The sequence below is a fragment of the Aureispira anguillae genome, assembly GCF_026000115.1.
Lineage (GTDB): Bacteria > Bacteroidota > Bacteroidia > Chitinophagales > Saprospiraceae > Aureispira > Aureispira anguillae.
Window position 1 is genome coordinate 4,521,365 of record NZ_AP026867.1, and the last position, 21,977, is coordinate 4,543,341.

12 protein-coding genes are annotated in these 21,977 nt (G+C 37.8%); 5 read left to right on the forward strand and 7 right to left on the reverse strand.

From position 1 onward, the window contains the following. Window positions 1-50: 50 nt before the first annotated feature. The 5 genes from AsAng_RS17905 (at window position 51) to AsAng_RS17925 (ending at window position 6,410) form a co-directional block, all read left to right on the forward strand. Complete coding sequence (locus AsAng_RS17905; RefSeq protein ID WP_264788463.1) at window positions 51-1,058, forward strand: NAD(P)/FAD-dependent oxidoreductase; 1,008 nt, start codon at window positions 51-53, stop codon at window positions 1,056-1,058. Window positions 1,059-1,158: 100 nt separating this feature from the next. Continuing rightward, window positions 1,159-1,677 (forward strand): Fe-S protein assembly co-chaperone HscB, encoded by a 519-nt coding sequence (hscB, locus tag AsAng_RS17910; protein WP_264788464.1) that lies wholly within the window; start codon window positions 1,159-1,161, stop codon window positions 1,675-1,677. A 119-nt stretch (window positions 1,678-1,796) separates the two neighbouring features. Continuing rightward, complete coding sequence (locus tag AsAng_RS17915) at window positions 1,797-2,240, forward strand: hypothetical protein (RefSeq protein ID WP_264788465.1); 444 nt, start codon at window positions 1,797-1,799, stop codon at window positions 2,238-2,240. 500 nt (window positions 2,241-2,740) lie between these two features. Beyond that, window positions 2,741-5,452 (forward strand): D-alanine--D-alanine ligase family protein, encoded by a 2,712-nt coding sequence (locus tag AsAng_RS17920; protein ID WP_264788466.1) that lies wholly within the window; start codon window positions 2,741-2,743, stop codon window positions 5,450-5,452. Between the two features lie 43 nt (window positions 5,453-5,495). Continuing rightward, window positions 5,496-6,410, forward strand: coding sequence for a PASTA domain-containing protein (locus AsAng_RS17925; protein WP_264788467.1), 915 nt, complete (start codon window positions 5,496-5,498; stop codon window positions 6,408-6,410). Window positions 6,411-6,543: 133 nt separating this feature from the next. Here the strand turns inward: AsAng_RS17925 and AsAng_RS17930 are convergent, their stop codons facing one another. The 7 genes from AsAng_RS17930 to AsAng_RS17960 form a co-directional block, all read right to left on the reverse strand. Further along, window positions 6,544-6,912: a hypothetical protein gene (locus AsAng_RS17930; protein ID WP_264788468.1), complete on the reverse strand. Its 369-nt coding sequence runs from the start codon at window positions 6,910-6,912 to the stop codon at window positions 6,544-6,546. A gap of 76 nt (window positions 6,913-6,988) precedes the next feature. Further along, a complete protein-coding gene (locus AsAng_RS17935) occupies window positions 6,989-16,150 on the reverse strand; it encodes a T9SS type A sorting domain-containing protein (protein WP_264788469.1) in 9,162 nt (3,053 codons plus the stop codon). Between the two features lie 524 nt (window positions 16,151-16,674). Further along, window positions 16,675-17,652, reverse strand: coding sequence for a hypothetical protein (locus AsAng_RS17940; RefSeq protein ID WP_264788470.1), 978 nt, complete (start codon window positions 17,650-17,652; stop codon window positions 16,675-16,677). A gap of 9 nt (window positions 17,653-17,661) precedes the next feature. Then, entirely contained in the window at window positions 17,662-18,621 is a 960-nt protein-coding gene (locus tag AsAng_RS17945) for a DUF6175 family protein (protein WP_264788471.1), read from the reverse strand. A gap of 130 nt (window positions 18,622-18,751) precedes the next feature. Next, window positions 18,752-19,273 (reverse strand): hypothetical protein, encoded by a 522-nt coding sequence (locus AsAng_RS17950; RefSeq protein ID WP_264788472.1) that lies wholly within the window; start codon window positions 19,271-19,273, stop codon window positions 18,752-18,754. Window positions 19,274-19,423: 150 nt separating this feature from the next. Then, complete coding sequence (locus AsAng_RS17955) at window positions 19,424-20,758, reverse strand: hypothetical protein (protein WP_264788473.1); 1,335 nt, start codon at window positions 20,756-20,758, stop codon at window positions 19,424-19,426. Between the two features lie 456 nt (window positions 20,759-21,214). Further along, on the reverse strand, window positions 21,215-21,964 hold the full coding sequence (locus AsAng_RS17960) for a LytR/AlgR family response regulator transcription factor (RefSeq protein WP_264788474.1): 750 nt from the start codon (window positions 21,962-21,964) through the stop codon (window positions 21,215-21,217). Window positions 21,965-21,977: the final 13 nt, after the last annotated feature.

A 21,977-nucleotide genomic window follows, 5' to 3' on the forward strand; every position in this document is an offset into this window, starting at 1 on the left:
GATTCATTACTTAATAAAAGAAAGAAATACTTTACTTAAAAGGTTATAAAATGATAGAAACGGATATAATAATAGTGGGCGCAGGTCCATGTGGCTTGTTTACGGTATTTGAAGCAGGATTGCTCAAGTTAAAATGCCATCTGGTTGATTCTTTGCCTCAACCTGGCGGGCAATTAACAGAAATTTATCCCAAGAAGCCGATTTATGACATTCCTGGTTTTCCAGACATCTTAGCTGGCGATTTGGTGGATAATTTAATGAAGCAAATTGAGCCATTCAAACCAGGCTTCACTTTGGGAGAACGTGCTGAAACCATTAAAAAACTAGAAGACGAGCGCTTTCTATTGACCACAAGTAAAGGTACTGAAATCGTTGCTCCTGTTATTGCCATTGCTGGTGGTTTGGGTTGTTTTGAACCTCGAAAACCTCCTATTTCTAATATTGTAGACTTTGAGGATAAAGGAGTAGAGTACATTATCAAAGAGCCTGAATTGTATCGTGACAAAAAAATTGTTATTGCAGGAGGTGGAGATTCTGCCCTAGATTGGACTATTTTCTTATCTGAGGTTGCCGCTGAGGTAACCATGGTGCACCGTCGCAAAAGCTTTAGAGGAGCGCTAGATTCTGTAGAAAAAGTAGAAGCACTGGCTGCTGCTGGCAAAATAAAATTGTTGACAGAATCTCAAGTAGTTGGTCTAAATGGAAATGGGAAATTAAACGAAGTAACCATCAAACACAAGGTAGATGGTGAATTTTCTCAACCTGTCGATCACTTTATCCCTCTATTTGGGTTGAGTCCAAAATTAGGTCCTATTGCAGATTGGGGATTAAATATTAGTCGTTCTGCCATTGAAGTCAATACCTTTGATTATAGTACAAACATCCCTGGTATTTATGCCATTGGTGATGTCAATACCTACCCTGGCAAATTAAAGTTAATTTTATGTGGTTTCCATGAGGGAACTCTAATGGTACAATCTGCATTTAAGCACATTTATCCAGATAAAAAAGTTCAATTCAAATATACTACTGTTAATGGAGTGAATGGTTTTGAATAAATCGTTCGATCTTTGTTTTATCGATTTTTTAATTTTAGGCTTCAATAAATGCTATTGAAGCCTAAAATTTTGAGTTCTAATTGCACAAATTCGTTATGCTATGAATTATTTTGAGTTCTACGACCTGCCCATTTCTTTCAATTTAGATTCAGAGATCTTGCGTCGCCAATTTTTAAAATTTAGCAAAAAATACCACCCTGATTTTTACACCATGGAATCAGAAGCTAAACAAGCTGAAATTTTGGAATTATCAACGACCAATAATGAAGCTTACAAACTATTAAAAGATCAAGAGAAGAGAATCAAGTACATCTTGGAACTAAAAGGGCTTTTGGGCAAAGATATTAAGCCAGAATTGCCTCAGTCCTTCTTGATGGATATGATGGATATTAATGAACAGGTGATGGAACTGCAATTCGAATACGACCCAACAAGTCATCAAGCTATCCAACAAGATATCGACCAAAAAGAACAGGAGCTATTAGCGGTTGTTCAACCTATCTTTGACCAATATGATGATCACCAAATAAATGCTGAAGAATTGGCAACCATTCGAGATTATTACTTGCAAAGTCGTTACCTAAAGCGACTCAAAGAAAACATGCAAAAAATTATTTGATACAAATCATGAATTATTATACAATAAGTTGCTATTCAAAGTTACAAATTGACAACTTTTTGTATATTGAGTAACACAGATTTTTAGTGTCCGTTCAACTCCCTAATAATATTTTTGTTATGAAATATCTCAACTTCTCAAAACTGCACCTTATTCTTATTTCTTGCCTTCTACTGAGCAGTTTTTTTTCTAGCTGTGGCGACAGTGAATTAACCAATTACAAAGAAAAAATCATTGGTGAATGGGAATTAAAAAATGTAGGCGATTTACAAGCCTCTTATAAAAACAAGCCCTTTTTGCTAAAAAACGCAACAATGTTATTCAACAAAAACGGAACACTTGAAACTCGTATGTTGAGTAGCCGAGATAAAAAAACTTGGATTACCAATACGGGAACTTGGTCGGTCACGCAATCTAAAAACATCAATCAACTGGCTAGTGAAACACTAACACTCAAATCTGATGATGGACCTTTTCATGACGATGTTTCTATTGTCTTTACCGATGAGCGTACTTTTTATATCTCTCTGAATGAATTAGAATATCAATTTGTCAAAATATAAGCACTTATAAATAACACCACTTAATAGGCTTATACAACCATTTACTCGTTGTCTAAGCCTTTTCTATGTAAGTCCAAAAATAAACTGTAATTTTAGACGCAAGATAAGTAACTAAGCAGAATTGATGATGCGCTAAATCTACCAATATTTTTAGTAGTTAATAAGGCATGAACTCTAGTAAACTGAGCCATGCGAGCGCATAAGCGTTAGCGAACTAATGGGGAGGCTTATGCTACAAAAGCATAAAAGCTAAAGTCCGCACAGTTGTAACTGTAGCGACAACGAGCATTGATAATGCGATTAGATGCAAAAGGTTGCTTAAGTTTACAGGCATTCGTTTTGCTTCGTTACTTAACGCTTAAATATTGTTTGGTGTAACAAAGGTAAAATTGTTAACAATAGAGATAAAATCTTACACCCTGATCGATATTAATACAACATTTTAAAGGAATGAATTTCCTTCTAGTTGCTATGCTAAAGTAGTTTTACAACTAAAAGGAATGAACGAAATTAAGGACACAATAATGCGCATAGGTATTTTTTTTGGAGGAACATCTAGAGAACGTGAAATTTCTTTTGCTGGCGGAAGAACAGTATACGACAATTTAAATAAGAGTTTGTTCACTCCTGTTCCCATTTTTGTAGATAGTCTAGGGAATTTTATACGTTTAGATTGGCAGTTTTTATACAAAGGAACCATCAGAGATTTTTACCCTCCTGTGGCTTACCTTCCTGCTTCCAAACACTCTTTTCAGGTTTATATTGAGAGTTTAGAACATCTAAAAGAGGAAGAATTAAAAGCGTTGATCGAACAAGTCGGTTCTCCTGTCACCATCGATGAACTTCCGAACTTAATTGATTTTGCCTTTTTGGCTTTGCATGGAAATCTAGGTGAAGATGGTCAAATTCAAGGTCTATTAGAATGTTTACGTATTCCTTATTCGGGCTCAGGAATACGAGCCAGCAGCATTGGGATGGACAAATCTTACCAAAAGAAACTAATGGAAGCTGGCGGTTTTAATATGCCCAAAATGGAAATTATTAAACGAGCTCATTGGTTAAAAGGCTATTCCAATGATTGGAAAGAACAATTGGCAAAAAATATAGGCTTACCGATGGTCGTTCGCCCTGCCAATCAAGGTTCTTCTATTGGAGTCAGTATCATTTATCAAATCGAAGATATTGAACCTGCTATCAATGCTGCCTTCTTTGTTGAGTCAATTGAGGCTTCTACTTGGCAGCTGTTTTCCTTAGACGAAAAATTAGATTTCTTACGCACCTTAACGGATATTCGTACAGGGATTGGATTTCCTTTACAAATTACAGAAACACAAGAAGTTTTATATCATCCTGCTACCTTACTTCGTTTCTTAGACGACTATTTTGTTGAACATGCCGAGGTGCATCTATCTGGGTATAATGCAGAACATACGGTTGTTGTTGAAGAATTTATTCATGGTAGAGAATTTTCTTGTGTCGTTATTCGTGGCGAACACAACGAGGCAATTGCCCTCCCTCCTACGGAAATTCTCAAAGGAAAAGAAATATTTGATTATCGCTCTAAATACCTAGCAGGGCTTTCTCGCAAACTTACTCCTATTGATTTGCCCGATGAGCAAATTGAACGTATCCGTACAGAGTGTGAACAGCTTTTTGATTATTTGGAATTTAATACCTATGCTCGTATTGATGGTTTTATACAAGAAGATGGCAAGATATTTTTAAATGATCCCAATACTACTTCGGGGATGTTGCCTTCCTCTTTTTTCTTTCACCAAGCAGCAGAAATTGGACTAAATCCTTCTCAGTTTTTGACTTATATCATTCGCACTTCTCTTATTGAACGTTTGCAGACGAGTACCCAATTGGGATGGTATGAACCTTTGCTAAAAGAATTGGACACCAACCTTCAGGCTCAACAACAAAGCCTATCCAATAAACAGAAAATAGCTATATTTTTAGGCGGGTACTCTTCAGAGCGCCACATTTCTGTTGAGAGTGGTCGTAATATTTATGAAAAATTAGCGAGTTCCGATCTTTATGAACCGATTCCTATTTTTGTTACGGGTAATTCTAAGGCTCACCAACTCTACCATATCCCAATTAACTTATTGTTAAAAGATAATGCCGATGATATTCGAGATAAAATTGCGCATCATCAAGTACATCCCATTATCACAAATATCCAGCAGCAGTGCCAAGATATTATGAGTAGATATACTCAAGCTCCTCCTATTTTTGCTCCCAATCTAATCGATTATGATTGGCTAAAAGCAGAAGTTGACGGGGTCTTTATCGCCTTGCATGGTCGTCCTGGTGAAGATGGAGAGGTACAACAACAACTCCAACACTATAATATTCCATTTAATGGTTCTTTGGCCAGTTCTGCGCAAATCACCATCAATAAATACGATACGCTTCAATTGCTCAAAAGTCATGGGTTGCCCGTGACCGATCAATTGCTTATCGCTAAAAAAGAATATGCTGATGATCCTTTAGCTACCCTTCAAAATATTGAAAAAGTATTGGATTATCCCTTTATTGCCAAACCTGTTGATGACGGTTGTAGTTCGGCTGTTAAGATGATTAAAACGCCGCATCAACTTCATGCTTTCCTAAAGGCTTTGTTTAGAACAACTAAACAAGTTGACGAGGAACAAGCAACCATCTTAGGGTTAAAACCCAAAGAAGAATTTCCCCAAAAAGAAGTAGCTCTATTGGAGGCACTTATTACCCAGAAACAAGCGGCTCACTTTTTGGAAATCACAGGTGGTTTATTGACAAAATACAATGCTACAGGTGATTTAGAATATGAAATTTTTGAGCCTTCTGAAGCCTTGGCAACAGGAGAAGTATTGTCTCTAGAAGAAAAATTCTTGGCTGGCGAAGGGCAAAACATTACGCCTGCTCGATTTGTTCCTGCTCACTTGCCTTTTTCGCATGAGCATATTTCCAAACAAGTGCGTGCAACCCTCCAAAAAGCAGCTCAAATTTTGAAAGTAACGGGCTATGCTCGCATTGATGCTTTTGTAAGAATTTATGAAGATGGAACCGCTGAAACCTTAATTATTGAAGTAAATTCTCTGCCAGGTATGACTCCTGCTACTTGTATTTTTCATCAATGTGCCATCAATGGGTACAAACCTTATGAGTTTATTCACCAAATTTTAAACTTTGGCAAACAAAGAACCAAACAAATTACCCAAGTATAAAACGTTCTATCCGTTAAATTACTAGAAATAAGATCAAACAATTATGAGTAAAATACGCACCTTTTTTAGTGATTTGTGGTATATCCGCAAAACCATTCTTCTCAATTTGGTAGGGGGCATTGTATTAACATTAGTATTAATAAAGGTATTAATGTGGGCACTTAGCTTTTATACCCTACATGGTGAGTCCATAGAAGTCCCCGATTTGGTCAATATGAAATTGGAAGAGGCTGAAAAATTACTGGCAACTAGAAAACTTGATTTTGTTGTTAACGACTCCATTTGCAAAGGTGATGGGCTAGGTGGGCTTATCAAGGAGCAGAATCCTCGTCCTGCTTTCCGAGTAAAAGAAAGTAGAAAAATTTATTTGACCATTACAAGACATTCTGATTGTACCGTCAATTTATATTATAGACAAATCATTGGTCGCCCTAGAGAATACGTTGTCAAACAATTGGAGCGAAGCAATTTAAAAGTTGGAAAATTGACGTACCGTCCTGGTGGAAAGGCTGAAAATACAGTTGTAGAAGCTTCTATTAATGGGGTTCCCCTTTTTATTGAAGCCGATCCTCGTGCAGGTGAAAAACCGCCTAAAGAACCTAAAAAGATTCCTCAAAATGCTGTCGTAGACCTAGTTCTGCTAGAAGGAATTGATGCTTTGCCCAAATATATTCCAAACTTGATTTGCGATACGTATGGTGCCGCAGAATTTGCTGTAAAAGGAAGCCAATTTAATATGGGAACCATCCATTTACAAGGTAATATTACAGATACCTTGGCGGCTTGGGTCTGGAAACAAAGCCCTCCAGCTGGTGCTAGTGCCACAATGGGATCAGGTATTGATTTGTGGTTAATGAACGAATTTCCTCCTGGCTGTGAAGAAGAAGATCCCTTGCCTTCAGATGAAGATGGCTCTATAGAAGATGGTTCTATCTATGAGGAAGAGGATGGATTTTAAGCAATTACGCAGCATTGATTCTGCGTTAAATTTACCAAAATTTTTGACGATGCTTTTTTGTGAACGATTACTTACATAGAAGTTGTTTAAAGTATTAAAAATGCGATTCTTTAGAGCATCGCATTTTTAATTTTTAGTACAATACAGTTGCTACCCCATAAACGCCTACGCTAAAAACTACTCCTGCCAGAGAACATAATAAAGACATATAAACAGGGAAAAGAAAGGCTAGTACCAAACAGGCTATTCCTGCTAACATTGCTACAATTCCTAAAAAAAACCAGGTCATTTCCCTCCCATCATTGGAGCGGAGTTCTCTCCATTTTTGTGCATACCTCTTCTTTTTCGCTTTCCGAATCTTTATTCTTTTCCTGCTTTTTTGCTCTTTTTTTAGTAAAACAGAAGCCGAAACACAGCTAGTTGTGTTCCCTTCCCATTTTAGCGCATTATGTGGCGCTACAAAAAATAAAAACAAGAGAATCATTGCTGTTAAATAGTTCATCGTTAGATTTTGTTCTAGTTTAATAGACCAACAGTTGCTTCTTGTTTAGCAACTGTTGGTTATTTAGCAATTGATATTAATAGCCTTTTATCAATTTGTATTGCATCCTTTTTCCTTGAGTACTCAACTCAATAAAATATACTCCTGCTGGCTCGTCCAATCTCATTTTATAAATAGCCTCATGGATTCGCTCTTTTTGATAAATGAGTTGCCCACTTACTCCAAAAACACTTAGGGTAACATCGGTTAATGATCCCAAATCAATCGTCACGAAACCATTGGTTGGATTAGGGTAAATTAATACCTCATCAAACAAAGGATTTATCTTTTCTATCCCTACTGATAAAATGCTAATACAAGCTGAAGTATCAACACAACCATTTTGGCTGATTTCAACAGCATAATTACCATTTTTTAGAGCCGTAAAAGTAGCCATCGTCGCCCCACTAATAGCGCTGTAACTGCTATCGCAATCTAACCATTGGTAAGTTGCTCCCACTGCATTGGCAATAATGCTAGGGTCTGTTGTTGTAAGGCTTGTATCTACTGTATGGATGGTCAAATTTAAGGTTACTATAGAATCGCAACCTGTTACGGCTCCTCCCACTATCGTATGTGTTGCCGTATTGTTACTACTTGTATAAGTATTCCCATCTAACCACGTATAGCTGAAACAAGCACTTTGCACATCTACCCCACTTACAGGACCTGTTATTGTCAAATTCAACGTCACTATAGAATCACAACCATTATATGCGCCTCCTATTACCGTATGTGTTGCTGTATTATTGCTACTCGTATAGGTTACCCCATCTAGCCATGTATAACTTAAACAGGCGCTTTGTACATCTACCCCACTTGCGGGGCCTGTTATCGTCAAATTCAACGTCACTATAGAATCGCAGCCATTGTATGCGCCTCCTATTACTGTATGTGTTGCTGTATTATTGCTGCTCGTATAGGTTATTCCATCTAGCCATGTATAACTTAAACAGGCGCTTTGTACATCTACTCCACTTGCCGTGCCTATTATCGTTAAATCCAACGTCACTATTGAATCGCAGCCATTGTATGCGCCTCCTACTATCGTATGCGTTGCTGTATTATTGCTACTTGTATAGGTTACCCCATCTAGCCATGTATAGGTTCCACAAGCTACTTGGGTATCCACACTCGTAGCTATATTTTTTACGGTTAAATCCAACGTCACTATAGAATCGCAACCATTATATGCACCTCCTACTATCGTATGCGTTGCCGTATTGTTGCTACTCGTATAAGTAACTCCATCTAGCCACGTATAGGTTCCACAAGCTATCTGAGTATCGGTTCCTGTTACTGTGTTATTTATTGTTAGATTCAAGGTCACTACTGAATCACAACCTGTTATTGCTCCTCCTACTATGGTATGCGTTGCCGTATTATTGCTGCTTGTATAGGTTATTCCATCCAACCACGTATAGGTTCCACAAGCTACCTGAGTATCGGTTCCTGTTACTGTATTATTTATTGTTAGATTCAAGGTTACTATTGAATCACAGCCTGTTATTGCTCCTCCCACTATCGTGTGCGTTGCCGTATTGTTGCTACTTGTATAAGTAACTCCATCTAGCCACGTATAACTTAAACAGGCGCTTTGCACATCTACTCCACTTGACGTGCCTGTTATCGTTAAATTCAACGTCACTATAGAATCACAACCTGTTACGGCTCCTCCTACTATCGTATGCGTTGCCGTATTGTTGCTACTTGTATAAGTAACTCCATCTAGCCACGTATAACTTAAGCAGGCACTTTGCACATCTACTCCACTTGACGTGCCTGTTATCGTTAAATCCAATGTCACTATGGAATCACAGCCTGTTACGGCTCCTCCCACTATCGTATGCGTTGCTGTATTGTTGCTACTTGTATAGGTAACCCCATCTAACCACGTATAACTTAAGCAGGCACTTTGCACATCTACTCCACTTGACGTGCCTGTTATCGTTAAATCCAATGTCACTATGGAATCACAGCCTGTTACGGCTCCTCCCACTATCGTATGCGTTGCCGTATTATTGCTACTCGTATAAGTTATTCCATCCAACCACGTATAACTTAAGCAGGCACTTTGCACATCTACTCCACTTGACGTGCTATTTATCGTTAAATTCAAGGTCACTATGGAATCACAGCCTGTTACGGCTCCTCCCACTATCGTATACGTTGCCGTATTATTGCTACTCGTATAAGTTATTCCATCCAACCATGTATAGCTTAAACAAGCTACTTGGGTATCTACTCCTGTTACTATACTATGAACTGTTAAATCCAAATTTACAATCGAATCACAACCATTCAACGCACTAAGTGTATCTGAATAGATGCCAGTTGTATGGATTGTCTGCCCTCCAAAAGTAACGGTTTGTCCTTGACAGATTGATGTATACAGTGTTGTATCTATTGTAGGACAAGCTCCTTGTGTACAACAAGTAAAAGCCCGAATATTGTTAGCACAGTTTCCGCCACCCAACGCTCTAACTTGTATCTGTAGACAAGTATTGTTAACGATGTTGTTAATCACTAAGCTGCTGTCTTGAAGTAATGCACTATTCCACGTAACTCCTGAATCAATACTATATTCCCACCCCGTAGCCGCAGGAACACTTCCCCAAGCAAAAGCAACCTCTGTATAAGGATTGGTTGGTGTTGTACAACTAACCGTTGGTGCCTGAAGCCCCATTTCTACTGATACCTGTACAGAGTCTTCCAGTACACAAGAACCTATCGTAGCGTTTACTTTATAAGTAGTCGTGTAAGAAGGTGTAGCCATTGGAGTACTAGAGGTATCATTATCTAAACTTATGCTATTATTCCATAAATAAGTACTACCTCCACTAACATTTAGTTGTACACTATCGCCATAACAAATAGTTGTATCAGATAATGTGCTTAAAGCTTGTGGTTCTATATAAAATAAAGCATCACTCCAATCATAAATGGTCGAGTCATTGGCATCGCTAACGCTTACTAAAAATCCATTATTAAGGTTTATATTTGGTACATCCCAATTATAAATTCCCGTTGTTGTTGTATAGTTATTAACGATAGGAGTCCATGTAGTTCCTCCATCTGTAGAGTAAGCTAAATTATAAGCACTTATATTTCCTGTGTCTGACCACTCTATTGCTGTACTGTAACAAGCTGAAAGTGTATCCAAACCATTTGGAAGTAAGAGCGTTATTGGTCGTTGTGTAGGAGATATAATAAATGCTCTAGCACTAATATGTTCTTTACAAGGGTTGATATGATCCCGTACCCTAATCACACAATTTTGAGATGGGATATTCGGTACCAACCAAGGGTAAGTATTGGTAGAAGTAACGTATCCATTCGCTATGGTTGTCCAATTAAGCCCTCCATCAGTTGAATAGTCTAAATCGTAAATATTAGAGATACCATCTGAAATCCACATAATATTATAGACTGTACCAATTGGCATTACCCCTCCATAATTAGGTTGAATCAAAACAACAGGTTTGGTGATCTTAAAAGTCGTGTCACTTACATCAGCGTAAGCGGCTCCTCCTGTCGTATTGGGGGTCACTCTAACCATTGATAAGTCAGATGGAATATTGGGAATTGTCCAATTGTAAGTTGAGTTCGTACTAGAACCTGTATAAAAATTATGGATGATATTGGTCCAAGTTATTCCTGCATCCAAAGAATATTCAATCTCATAAGAAGTAACCCCTGGGGTATGATCAAAGGTTATTGATGTAACGGTACATCCTCCCCATTCTTCTGTACCTGTTCGGCTGCCATTAGGTGTTGTAATCGTTACCGCAGGACGAATTTCAAATACAGCGTCACTCGTGTCTCTAAAGGTCGTATCCCCTAAATCTATTATTCGAACCAAACAATTGGTTGCATTAATATTTGGAATTGTGTTCCACAAATAGGTTCCTGAATTGGTTGCATTAGTTGCTATCGTACTCCAAGTTCCTCCACTATCTATAGAATATTCAATCTTTACATTTCCAATCATGAAATCATCCTGCCATCTAATGTAATTGTTACTCAATGGATACCATACTTCTCCCCCATTTGGTGCTGTTAATAAGGGTTTTGAAGGCAAAATCACAAAGGTATCTGAAATCACATATCTACAGGAATTGTAATAATCCTCTACTCGTATCAATACACTATCTGAATGTGGCATATGATCCAAATTCCAATTGTAATAAGGGTAGGTGCTTGTACTGTTGATGTAATTCGAATAGTAATTACTCGATATCATATTGTTCCATGTCTGTCCTCCATCTAAGGAATAAAACAATCTATAACGGGTTACATAAACACCCAATCGCTGCCATCTTACATAATATGAGTTTCCTCGTTGTAAGGTATCTGTACTCGTTGGAAATGTAATCCGTAAATCATTGTTCGGAATTACATTGTAATAAGCGCTTGTATCGCTTATACTTGGCGTATTGTTGTCTTCTACTCGCAACAATAAACTATCGCCTATGATAGAATCTGGTACCGTCCAACTTCTACTAAAACTCGTACTTGTTCCTGAATTTACATTGCTAAAAATCGATACCCAACTCTGCCCATGATCTGCTGAATAATAATAATTCAAATGCGTGTTCGAGGGTGCCTTGGTTCCGCTTATCGTAAAGGAATTACAGGCTTCTAAATTCGCTCCCAAACTAGGATTGATAATCGTGATGCTTGGGGATTGTATCTCAAATACGGCATTACTTGTATCGCTTAAGGTCGAATCATTGCTCGCATAGATTCGCACTAAGGCGCTTGTTGAAGCTGCTCCACTAGGAATTAACCACGGATGATTGCCATCGTTTAAGGTACTTGCTGTTATTGTATTCCAAGTACTTCCACTATCTGTGGAATATTCCAATACTGGATTCACCGACATCAATTCGTCTATCCAGCTAATTGTATAGCTTGTTCCTTCATACCACAACTCGCCTCCATTCGGTACTGTTAAGATTGGTTTTACGGGCAAAATCACAAAGGTATCTGAAATCACATATCTACAGGAATTGTAATAATCCTCTACTCGTATCAATACACTGTCTGAATGTGGCATATAATCCAAATCCCAATTGTAATAAGGGTAGGTGCTTGTACTGTTGATGTAATTCGAATAGTAATTACTCGATATCATATTGTTCCATGTCTGTCCCCCATCTAAGGAATAAAACAATCTATAACGAGTTACATAAACACCCAATCGCTGCCATCTTACATAATATGAATTCCCTCGTTGCAAGGTATCTGTACTTGTTGGAAATGTAATCTGTAAATCATTGTTTGGGATTACATTATAATAAGCGCTTGTATCGCTTATACTTGGCGTATTGTTGTCTTCTACTCGCAACAATAAACTATCGCCTATGATAGAATCGGGTACCGTCCAACTTCTACTAAAACTCGTACTTGTTCCCGAATTTACATTGCTAAAAATCGATACCCAACTCTGCCCATGATCTGCTGAATAATAATAATTCAAATGCGTGTTCGAGGGTGCCTTGGTTCCGCTTATCGTAAAGGAATTACAGGCTTCTAAGTTCGCTCCCAAACTAGGGTTGATAATCGTAATACTTGGGGATTGTATCTCAAATACGGCATTACTCGTATCGCTTAAGGTCGAATCATTGCTCGCATAGATTCGCACTAAGGCGCTTGTTGAAGCTGCTCCACTAGGAATTAACCACGGATGATTGCCATCGTTTAAGGTACTTGCTGTTATTGTATTCCAAGTACTTCCACTATCTGTGGAATATTCCAATACTGGATTCACCGACATTAATTCGTCTATCCAACTAATTGTATAGCTTGTTCCTTCATACCACAACTCGCCTCCATTTGGTACTGTTAAGATTGGTTTTACGGGCAAAATCACAAAGGTATCTGAAATCACATATCTACAGGAATTGTAATAATCCTCTACTCGTATCAATACACTATCTGAATGTGGCATATAATCCAAATCCCAATTGTAATAAGGGTAGGTGCTTGTACTGTTGATGTAATTCGAATAGTAATTACTCGATATCATATTGTTCCATGTCTGTCCTCCATCTAAGGAATAAAACAATCTATAACGGGTTACATAAACACCCAATCGCTGCCATCTTACATAATATGAGTTTCCTCGTTGCAAGGTATCTGTACTTGTTGGAAATGTAATCTGTAAATCATTGTTTGGGATTACATTATAATAAGCGCTTGTATCGCTTATGCTTGGCGTATTGTTGTCTTCTACTCGCAACAATAAACTATCGCCTATGATAGAATCGGGTACCGTCCAACTTCTACTAAAACTCGTACTTGTTCCCGAATTTACATTGCTAAAAATCGACACCCAACTCTGTCCATGATCTGCTGAATAATAATAATTCAAATGCGTGTTCGAGGGTGCCTTGGTTCCGCTTATCGTAAAGGAATTACAGGCTTCTAAATTCGCTCCCAAACTAGGGTTGATAATCGTGATGCTTGGGGATTGTATCTCAAATACGGCATTACTTGTATCGCTTAAGGTCGAATCATTGCTCGCATAGATTCGCACTAAGGCGCTTGTTGAAGCTGCTCCACTAGGAATTAACCACGGATGATTGCCATCGTTTAAGGTACTTGCTGTTATTGTATTCCAAGTACTTCCACTATCTGTGGAATATTCCAACACTGGATTCACTGACATTAATTCGTCTATCCAACTAATTGTATAGCTTGTTCCTTCATACCACAATTCCCCCCCATTCGGTACTGTTAAGATTGGTTTTACGGGCAAAATCACAAAGGTATCTGAAATCACATATCTACAGGAATTGTAATAATCCTCTACTCGTATCAATACACTGTCTGAATGCGGCATATAATCCAAATCCCAATTGTAATAAGGGTAGGTGCTCGTACTGTTGATGTAATTCGAATAGTAATTACTCGATATCATATTGTTCCATGTCTGTCCCCCATCTAAGGAATAAAACAATCTATAACGGGTTACATAAACACCCAATCGCTGCCATCTTACATAATATGAATTCCCTCGTTGCAAGGTATCTGTACTTGTTGGAAATGTAATCTGTAAATCATTGTTTGGGATTACATTATAATAAGCGCTTGTATCGCTTATGCTTGGCGTATTGTTGTCTTCTACCCGCAATAATAAACTATCGCCTATGATAGAATCAGGTACCGTCCAACTTCTACTAAAACTCGTACTTGTTCCCGAATTTACATTGCTAAAAATCGATACCCAACTCTGCCCGTGATCTGCTGAATAATAATAATTCAAATGCGTGTTGGAGGGTGCTTTGGTTCCGCTTATCGTAAAGGAATTACAGGCTTCTAAATTCGCTCCCAAACTAGGGTTGATAATCGTGATGCTTGGGGATTGTATCTCAAATACGGCATTACTTGTATCGCTTAAGGTCGAATCATTGCTCGCATAGATTCGCACTAAGGCGCTTGTTGAAGCTGCTCCACTAGGAATTAACCACGGATGATTGCCATCGTTTAAGGTACTTGCTGTTATTGTATTCCAAGTACTTCCACTATCTGTGGAATATTCCAACACTGGATTCACTGACATTAATTCGTCTATCCAACTAATTGTATAGCTTGTTCCTTCATACCACAACTCGCCCCCATTCGGTACTGTTAAGATTGGTTTTACGGGCAAAATCACAAAGGTATCTGAAATTACATATCTACAGGAATTGTAATAATCCTCTACTCGTATCAATACACTATCTGAATGTGGCATATAATCCAAATCCCAATTGTAATAAGGGTAGGTGCTTGTGCTGTTGATGTAATTCGAATAGTAATTACTCGATATCATATTGTTCCATGTCTGTCCTCCATCTAAGGAATAAAACAATCTATAACGGGTTACATAAACACCCAATCGCTGCCATCTTACATAATATGAGTTTCCTCGTTGCAAGGTATCTGTACTTGTTGGAAATGTAATCTGTAAATCATTGTTCGGGATTACATTATAATAAGCGCTTGTATCGCTTATGCTTGGCGTATTGTTGTCTTCTACTCGCAACAATAAACTATCGCCTATGATAGAATCTGGTACTGTCCAACTTCTACTAAAGCTTGTGCTTGTTCCCGAATTTACATTACTAAAAATCGATACCCAACTCTGCCCATGATCTGCTGAATAATAATAATTCAAATGCGTGTTGGAGGGTGCCTTGGTTCCACTTATCGTAAAGGAATTACAGGCTTCTAAATTCGCTCCTAAACTAGGGTTGATAATCGTGATGCTTGGGGATTGTATCTCAAATACGGCATTACTCGTATCGCTTAAGGTGGAGTCATTATAAACTGCTATTCGCACCAAGGCATTCGTAGAGGCAGCTCCACTGGGAATATTCCAAGAATGGATACCATCATTTAACGTGCTAGTCGTAATTGTACTCCAAGTTCCTCCACTGTCACTAGAATACTCTAACTTAGCATTGGTATACAGGTAAGTAGTATTCCAGCGAACATTATAAGCTGTTCCTTCATACCATGTTTCTCCTCCATTCGGAATCGTTAAAATTGGTTTGGCTGGTGAAATGGTAAAGGTTGTATCGCTAACATCTACCATACAATTGTTATTATAATCGGTCACTCGAACCAAACATTGGTCAGAAAATACTCCATTGGGAATATTCCAATTGTACGTTCCTGAAGACGAATAGTAATTGGTCACAATGGTACTCCATGTATTACCATTATTTTTTGAATAATGAATGTTGTATCGATTAGAAGCTCCTACCGCAGTCCAATTAATGGTGTAAGTATTTAAACTTGTCCATACTTCGCCTCCATTTGGGCTAACAACATCTATAGGATAATTAATCGAAAACAGATTATCACTAATGTCCTCAACTAAAGAATTATAGGAGTCTCGAACTCGAATCAATACGGTTGAAGATTGAAGGTTGGGCACTGTCCACATAAAGGTATTATTATTGGTTAAATAATAACTTGTTGCAGAAGCCCAAATAGTTCCTCCATCCAAAGAATAGTCAATGGTATAATAACCAGAAGTGCTTCCCCCTGAAACAGACCAAGTAATTGGGTATTGTTGACAGGAATAAAGTGTTTCACCTCCATTGGGCGCAATAACGGTTATGGTCTGTGCCTGCATAGAAACGATCGTCCAACTTAGCAAGAACATCAAAGGTATTTTTTCAAAAAAAGTATAAAATCTTTGCATATACGATAGGGTTGTATCAATAAAATAATGGTTAATTTATTTGTTTCTTTTGTAAGAATAGAAAGACCTCTCCCCAATCGAATAATTTTGTTTTATTCTCTGCATTTAGGAGTCAGATAAGGTCTGCTATGTTCAGGTAGGTCAAATTGATTTTAGGCATAGGTTTCCCTATTGTCTACAATTTGTTTGCTTTAGAAATGGTCTTTTAGTCTCATGGTTTTTATAAATTGGTTTACGGTTTAATTTAGCCTTCCAAGATAACTTTTTTATTTTATTTTTAACAATGATTATCAACAAAATAAGTTTTAAGTAGTTTGCCTCCTATATCAATTAGAATATATAAGATTGACCTGACTACCTAAAACTTATTTAAGTTATACGCCTAATATGTACTTACACTACTCCGTTAGAAACCACGTAGTAGCAGCGTAGCTAATCATATTCGATTATTACATGAGTGCTACGCAGTTGATTATCAAATACAATTAATAATTGCAATTTAAGTACTATTTCTGCATCGTTACTTACCACCACCCCTTCACGTTGTAACTGACATTTTTAGGTTGATTGTTGCCATGGGCAACCCCAACAGCCTTGGCTGCATTAATACGTTGTTTGGCAAGATCAACGCCATCTTGCTCTCGTTTCATTTGAGCCTTCCATTCACGCTCATCTAAGGTTTTAATTCGTTCAGCAATCTGGTCAGAAAGCGTCAGTGCATCTTTGTAACAAGCAGCATTCGGGTCAATCTCTGCAAGGTACTTTCCTGCAATTTTAGCAGCTGCTTCATCTTGTCCTGCATTCCAAGCATTTTGCGCTTTGGTTAAGTTTAGTTGGCAAACTCTATCGATCTTCTTTTGAAAAATAGGAAGGACAGCCTCCATACACTTATCGTAACAATCCTTGCAAACATCAGGAACAGCCGTTAGTTTCAAAATAGCAGCATCAAATTCGTTATTGGCAGTCAATACTGCTGCTTCTTTTAGGATAAAATCGCACTTAGCGGTATAATATTGAACAATTTTAGTTTTTCCCTCTGTGATAAAATCTGCTATTGTTGGATTTTTTGTGCTAATTTGTTTCAATGCAGCCATATAAGCCTTTGTCTCATTCGTTCCTACCCCTTTAACAGTAAGGGTAGTGCTAGCCAATAGGGTTCCTTCTACTCCATCTCCAATATATAAAGCAACCTCTAGTGTCAACGCCGTCATAGGGGGAGCAGTGGCGGTCAAGTCTTGTGTTAAAACCGTTACAGTTGGCGTAATAATAAACTGAGGATTTAGCACACTTCCTCCTACTCCATTTTTGGTCACCAACTGACTTAATTTGTTCCCCAAAACCCTCTGAGCTGAAGCAGGGATGTCTCCCATTTGACGAGACAAGTAAGTATTCAGTACAATACGCCCTAAATCGTCTACTTTGCCTGCTTTGTCTTGAGCAAAGCCATTTCCTATCAGCAATAAAACCATTGCCAAAGTCATTATTTTTATTTTGTTTTTCATGTTTTTATGCTATTTACCGCCTAAATAAATGGTTGCCCTTCCCAATCCCTTCGTTACTACTTTGTTGGGGATATTATAGGGTTCTCCTTTTAAGAACTTGCTCAATTTTTTGACAAAACGCCTAGTATCCATGGCTCTCTGTTTGCCCTTTTTTTCATAAAACAAAGGCATTCTAACTTGCTCAAACAACAACATGGTTTCTGTAACATCTGTGGTGTTAAATTTACCATTAACCGTGTTATCAGCCATCCAAGAATCAATAATGTCCGCTAATTCTTCGTCATCTTCCCCATATTCTGTTTCCAAATCTTCGTCCCAATCATCCCAAACCTTAACTCGAACAATGACCTCTCTACCATTGGCAAACAAATCATCAAAAAAGTCTTGCAAAGAAGCTGTAAAATTATCCATATGATCTAAAATTGCCTCTTCCAATAAAACAGGCACTTCTGCTGAAAAAGAAGGCGTTCCCGTCCCCGCAGCCGTAGCAATTTGTTTATCCGTATAAGCATCTAATCCTTGCAAATTAAAAGTGAGTGTTTTTTTAGGCCCTGTTGTATTTACCGTCCAAGTCAATTGCATAATAATATCTGCTTTGGCTACCTTTTTAAGCTTATCAATAGGGCTTTCACTCGCTTCTGCCCCTGTTTTGGAAGTCAACATTGCCTCTTCGGCGCTATTCGCTTCCAATGTTTTGATCGCCGACTCCATATTTTTGAGCGGAAAGCCTCTTTCTGCCATCAAGCCATTTATTTTACTGATTGCCAATAACAGATCTGCATTTTCTTGAAATGCTTTTTTATAGTCAGGAACCTTCACAATAGTTCCCTGGTTATCAAAGGTTATCATATACCCCCGCTCATTGCACCAAGCATCACTTGGCACAACCATAATCGTTGGTTTTTTGGCTTGTCCCCAAAGTAGATTAACACTTAATAAGAGTATTGTTATTAATCCTATGTATTTCATTATTTTGATTTTTTGAGATTCTTTGAGCATCCATAGTGTTCCATCACACGACTAACGTGGTGGTTACTGCGTGTCTCTACGGGTTCCCAAAGAACGAATTTTGTCTTTATTTAATGGTTATTTCTATAGCTTAGAATCCTGCTGCTAAGCCCTTGATAATCCCCTCTGCTTCCAATTTCTTTCGAAGCAAGTCTTTTTGGACGGAAACAATTACCCCCACTTTGTATTCCCTTTTACTAATTTTGGTCACATCACCTGCGCTTATATGTCCCTCATTAGAAGCCGTAACAAATTTCATGTACTCGCCTCCGTCTTTAAAAAAACGTTTAAAAAACTCTGCTTTTTCGGTTTCCAGATTAGAATTTCTAACCAATGGTTTTTGGGCTGAACAGCCCTGCCCCATAAATCCTTTAAAAATAACTCCATGCACTGCATTTTTCTTAGCCTGCTCCAAAGCAACAACTGGTTTTCTGGAATAAGACCAAACCTTTACCAAGTAAGTTCCTTGCGCCCCTACCCCTGCACACATAATTTCATAACGCCATTGTATGGTTTCTTTTTCTGCTTTTCTTCTAGCCTGAGCTTCTGCTGAATAAGAAAAACTTCCTATAAGGAGCAACAACAACAGACTTTTAATAATTACTATTTTCATATTGTTTATTTGTTTGTATTATCTCCTCCTTAAGTAAAGGAGTGTATTAATTATATTGTATCTTCATATAGGTAGAGCTGCCCTTTTTGGGGGCGCTCTACCTAACCAACCAAACTATCTAAAAATCAGCCTAATACCCTAACATTAGGATTACTTAATCTGGCGAATCAAAATACCAGGATAATACTTTTTGCCTCCTTTGAAAGTAGTTGCTTTTAGATCTGTCTCAGCTCCACCTTCTCCAGCATTGTGTCTATTGTCCCAAACCTTGTCTTTTTCAACCGTAATTTTTCCCTTAGATTTGTAAACTGTCAAGCCCGTTTTCTTATCTATAGATTGCTCCAATACTTCAAATTGCTCACCACCAACTAAACCCTCTTTTTTGCCAATCAAAGCAGTAATAGTAGGTTGAGCAGTAGCCAATGGAGTCTTGGTTTTAAAGACATCGTATTTTTTCTGTAACTTGGCGTATACAGCATCAATATTTCGCACAGTTGCCAAGCTCACAATTTGCTCCTCCGTTCTTTTTTCTTTTAGAGAAAAAGTAACCAAACTTGTTGCCTTTTCTTCGCCAATAAATTCTAATTCAAACAAATCAGAATTATCAAAGGCTGCCTTTTTAGCAGGGTCAACAGTTGCGCTATTCATCCATAAATCATTATAAAAAGTAGCTTCAATTTCATCGTTCCATTTCAATTGGTACAAATAAGCCGTTGTCCATACCGAATAACCTTCTTTTCCTTTTTTGTAAGCTTCCTCTGCCGCTTTTTCCGCAGCGAGTCTAGCAGGAGGCAACGCAATTTTACCAGCAGCAATCAAAGCAGCTTCTTTAATCGCAGCAGCAACCACTTCATTGCTAACAAACTTCAATTTGGTTACCACAAGAAAAGTATTATTAATTAATTCGACACCAGCATCTTTCAAAGAGGTAACTCCTCTAGCCGAGCCTTTGGCAATGTTGGCCTCCATTTCTGAAGCATTGTACTGCCCTCTTTCTCCAATCAAATCCATATCAAAAGAGCCGTCTTCTTGACGATTAAACCATTTCGCAACCAATTTATTGGCGATTTTTTTATCTTTTAAATACTTATCAATAATAATAGGCATATCTGCTGCATTCTCATCGACAATACCAGCTGTAGCAGTAGAAACTGCCCCTTTAGCCAAAGCTCCCAATTTAGAGTCTTTTTTTAATCCTGCGGCTTCTCGGTCTGCCTCTGTAACCGTATAATCATTAGGATTAAACAACTTTTCACTAATGGTATGATTATTATACTTGTCGGGAAAAGGTGCTTCGTTATAGGCTTTTATTACGGTTTCTTTTCTGGGAAAATCATCTGTTCCAATCAACAAGGTATGCAAAGAGCTCCTGCGATATTTAACAGTTTTGACGGCTCCTTTTTTGGCTTTTTTTGCTTTTTTCTGGGCAACTAATGATGGGGAAAATGCAATCGATAAGGCCATCATCAAAAAAAATGTTTTCATCTGAATTTTTGTTTATTTGTTATGTATATGTTTTTAGTTTTGATAATCCTATTTACACCAAAAACAACGGGTCTAAAACACATTCTAATCCATAGGCATAGCATTGCCAGCCCACTTCAGAATAGCATCTGGCAGGTAACTGTACCAATAATAGAGTAGCTCTATACCACCACTTCTAAAACCATTATTGTTATTGGGGTAACCGTTTTATCTGTATGCAAGATACGACCATTCAAAGGGGAATTCAAGAATAAAATAAGTAGATGTACACATAGCCAAACTTCGAGTACAGTTGGGCAATTTTGAAGTATATTGGGCAAGCGTATATTGCACAACATTTCTTATTTCATCTATATTTTAGCGTAGATCAATGCTGTTAAGTAAGTAAATGGAAAAAATAAATCCTCCCCAATTAAAAAACTGGAGAGGATATAAGCAAATACGATTAGAAGTTGTTTATAATGACATTAACTTTAACAATTCACTTTTTCTATTGCGAGAGACATCTAAAACAACATCGTTAATAAGGGTAACTTGTCCCCCTCTCCCCTTTTCATAGTTTTTGAGTTGTGACAAATTAATTAGGTAAGACTCATGAATTCTAAAGAAGCCAAAAGGAGCGAGCTTTTCATTAAAATATTTTAGATTTCGTCCAACAACAATTTGTTGTCCATCCTCCAAAAAGAAAGTCGTATAATTTCGAGCGGCTTCACAGTAGAAAAGGTCAGAAACTTGAATGATCCGAAAGCCTTTGGTAGTGGGCAGGGCTATTTTGCTATTTTGATGTTGCAAGTTTGTAAAGTCATCTGGCAAAAAATAAATTCCTTCTGCCTGTGCTTTTTTGCTATTGACTCTCTGTTTGCAACGCTCTACCGCTATTTTTAGTTCGTCAGGATCAATTGGTTTTAGCAAATAATCTAGCGCCGAAAACTTAATCGCATTAATGGCATAATTGCTATAAGCAGTTGTGAATACAATATCAAAGTTAATGTTATCAAACTGTCGCAGCATACCAAAACCATCCATACGAGGCATTTCAATATCCAAGAAAACCAAATCCACTTGATTTTCTTTAATAATTTTAATTCCAGTTTTGGCAGAAGCAGCCTCGCCAACAATTTTTAATCCTTTTATGTATTCTTTTAGTAGTGCCTTTAATACAATTCTTGCCTGTGGCTCATCGTCTATAATTACTGCTTTAATCATATCGTTTTAGTTG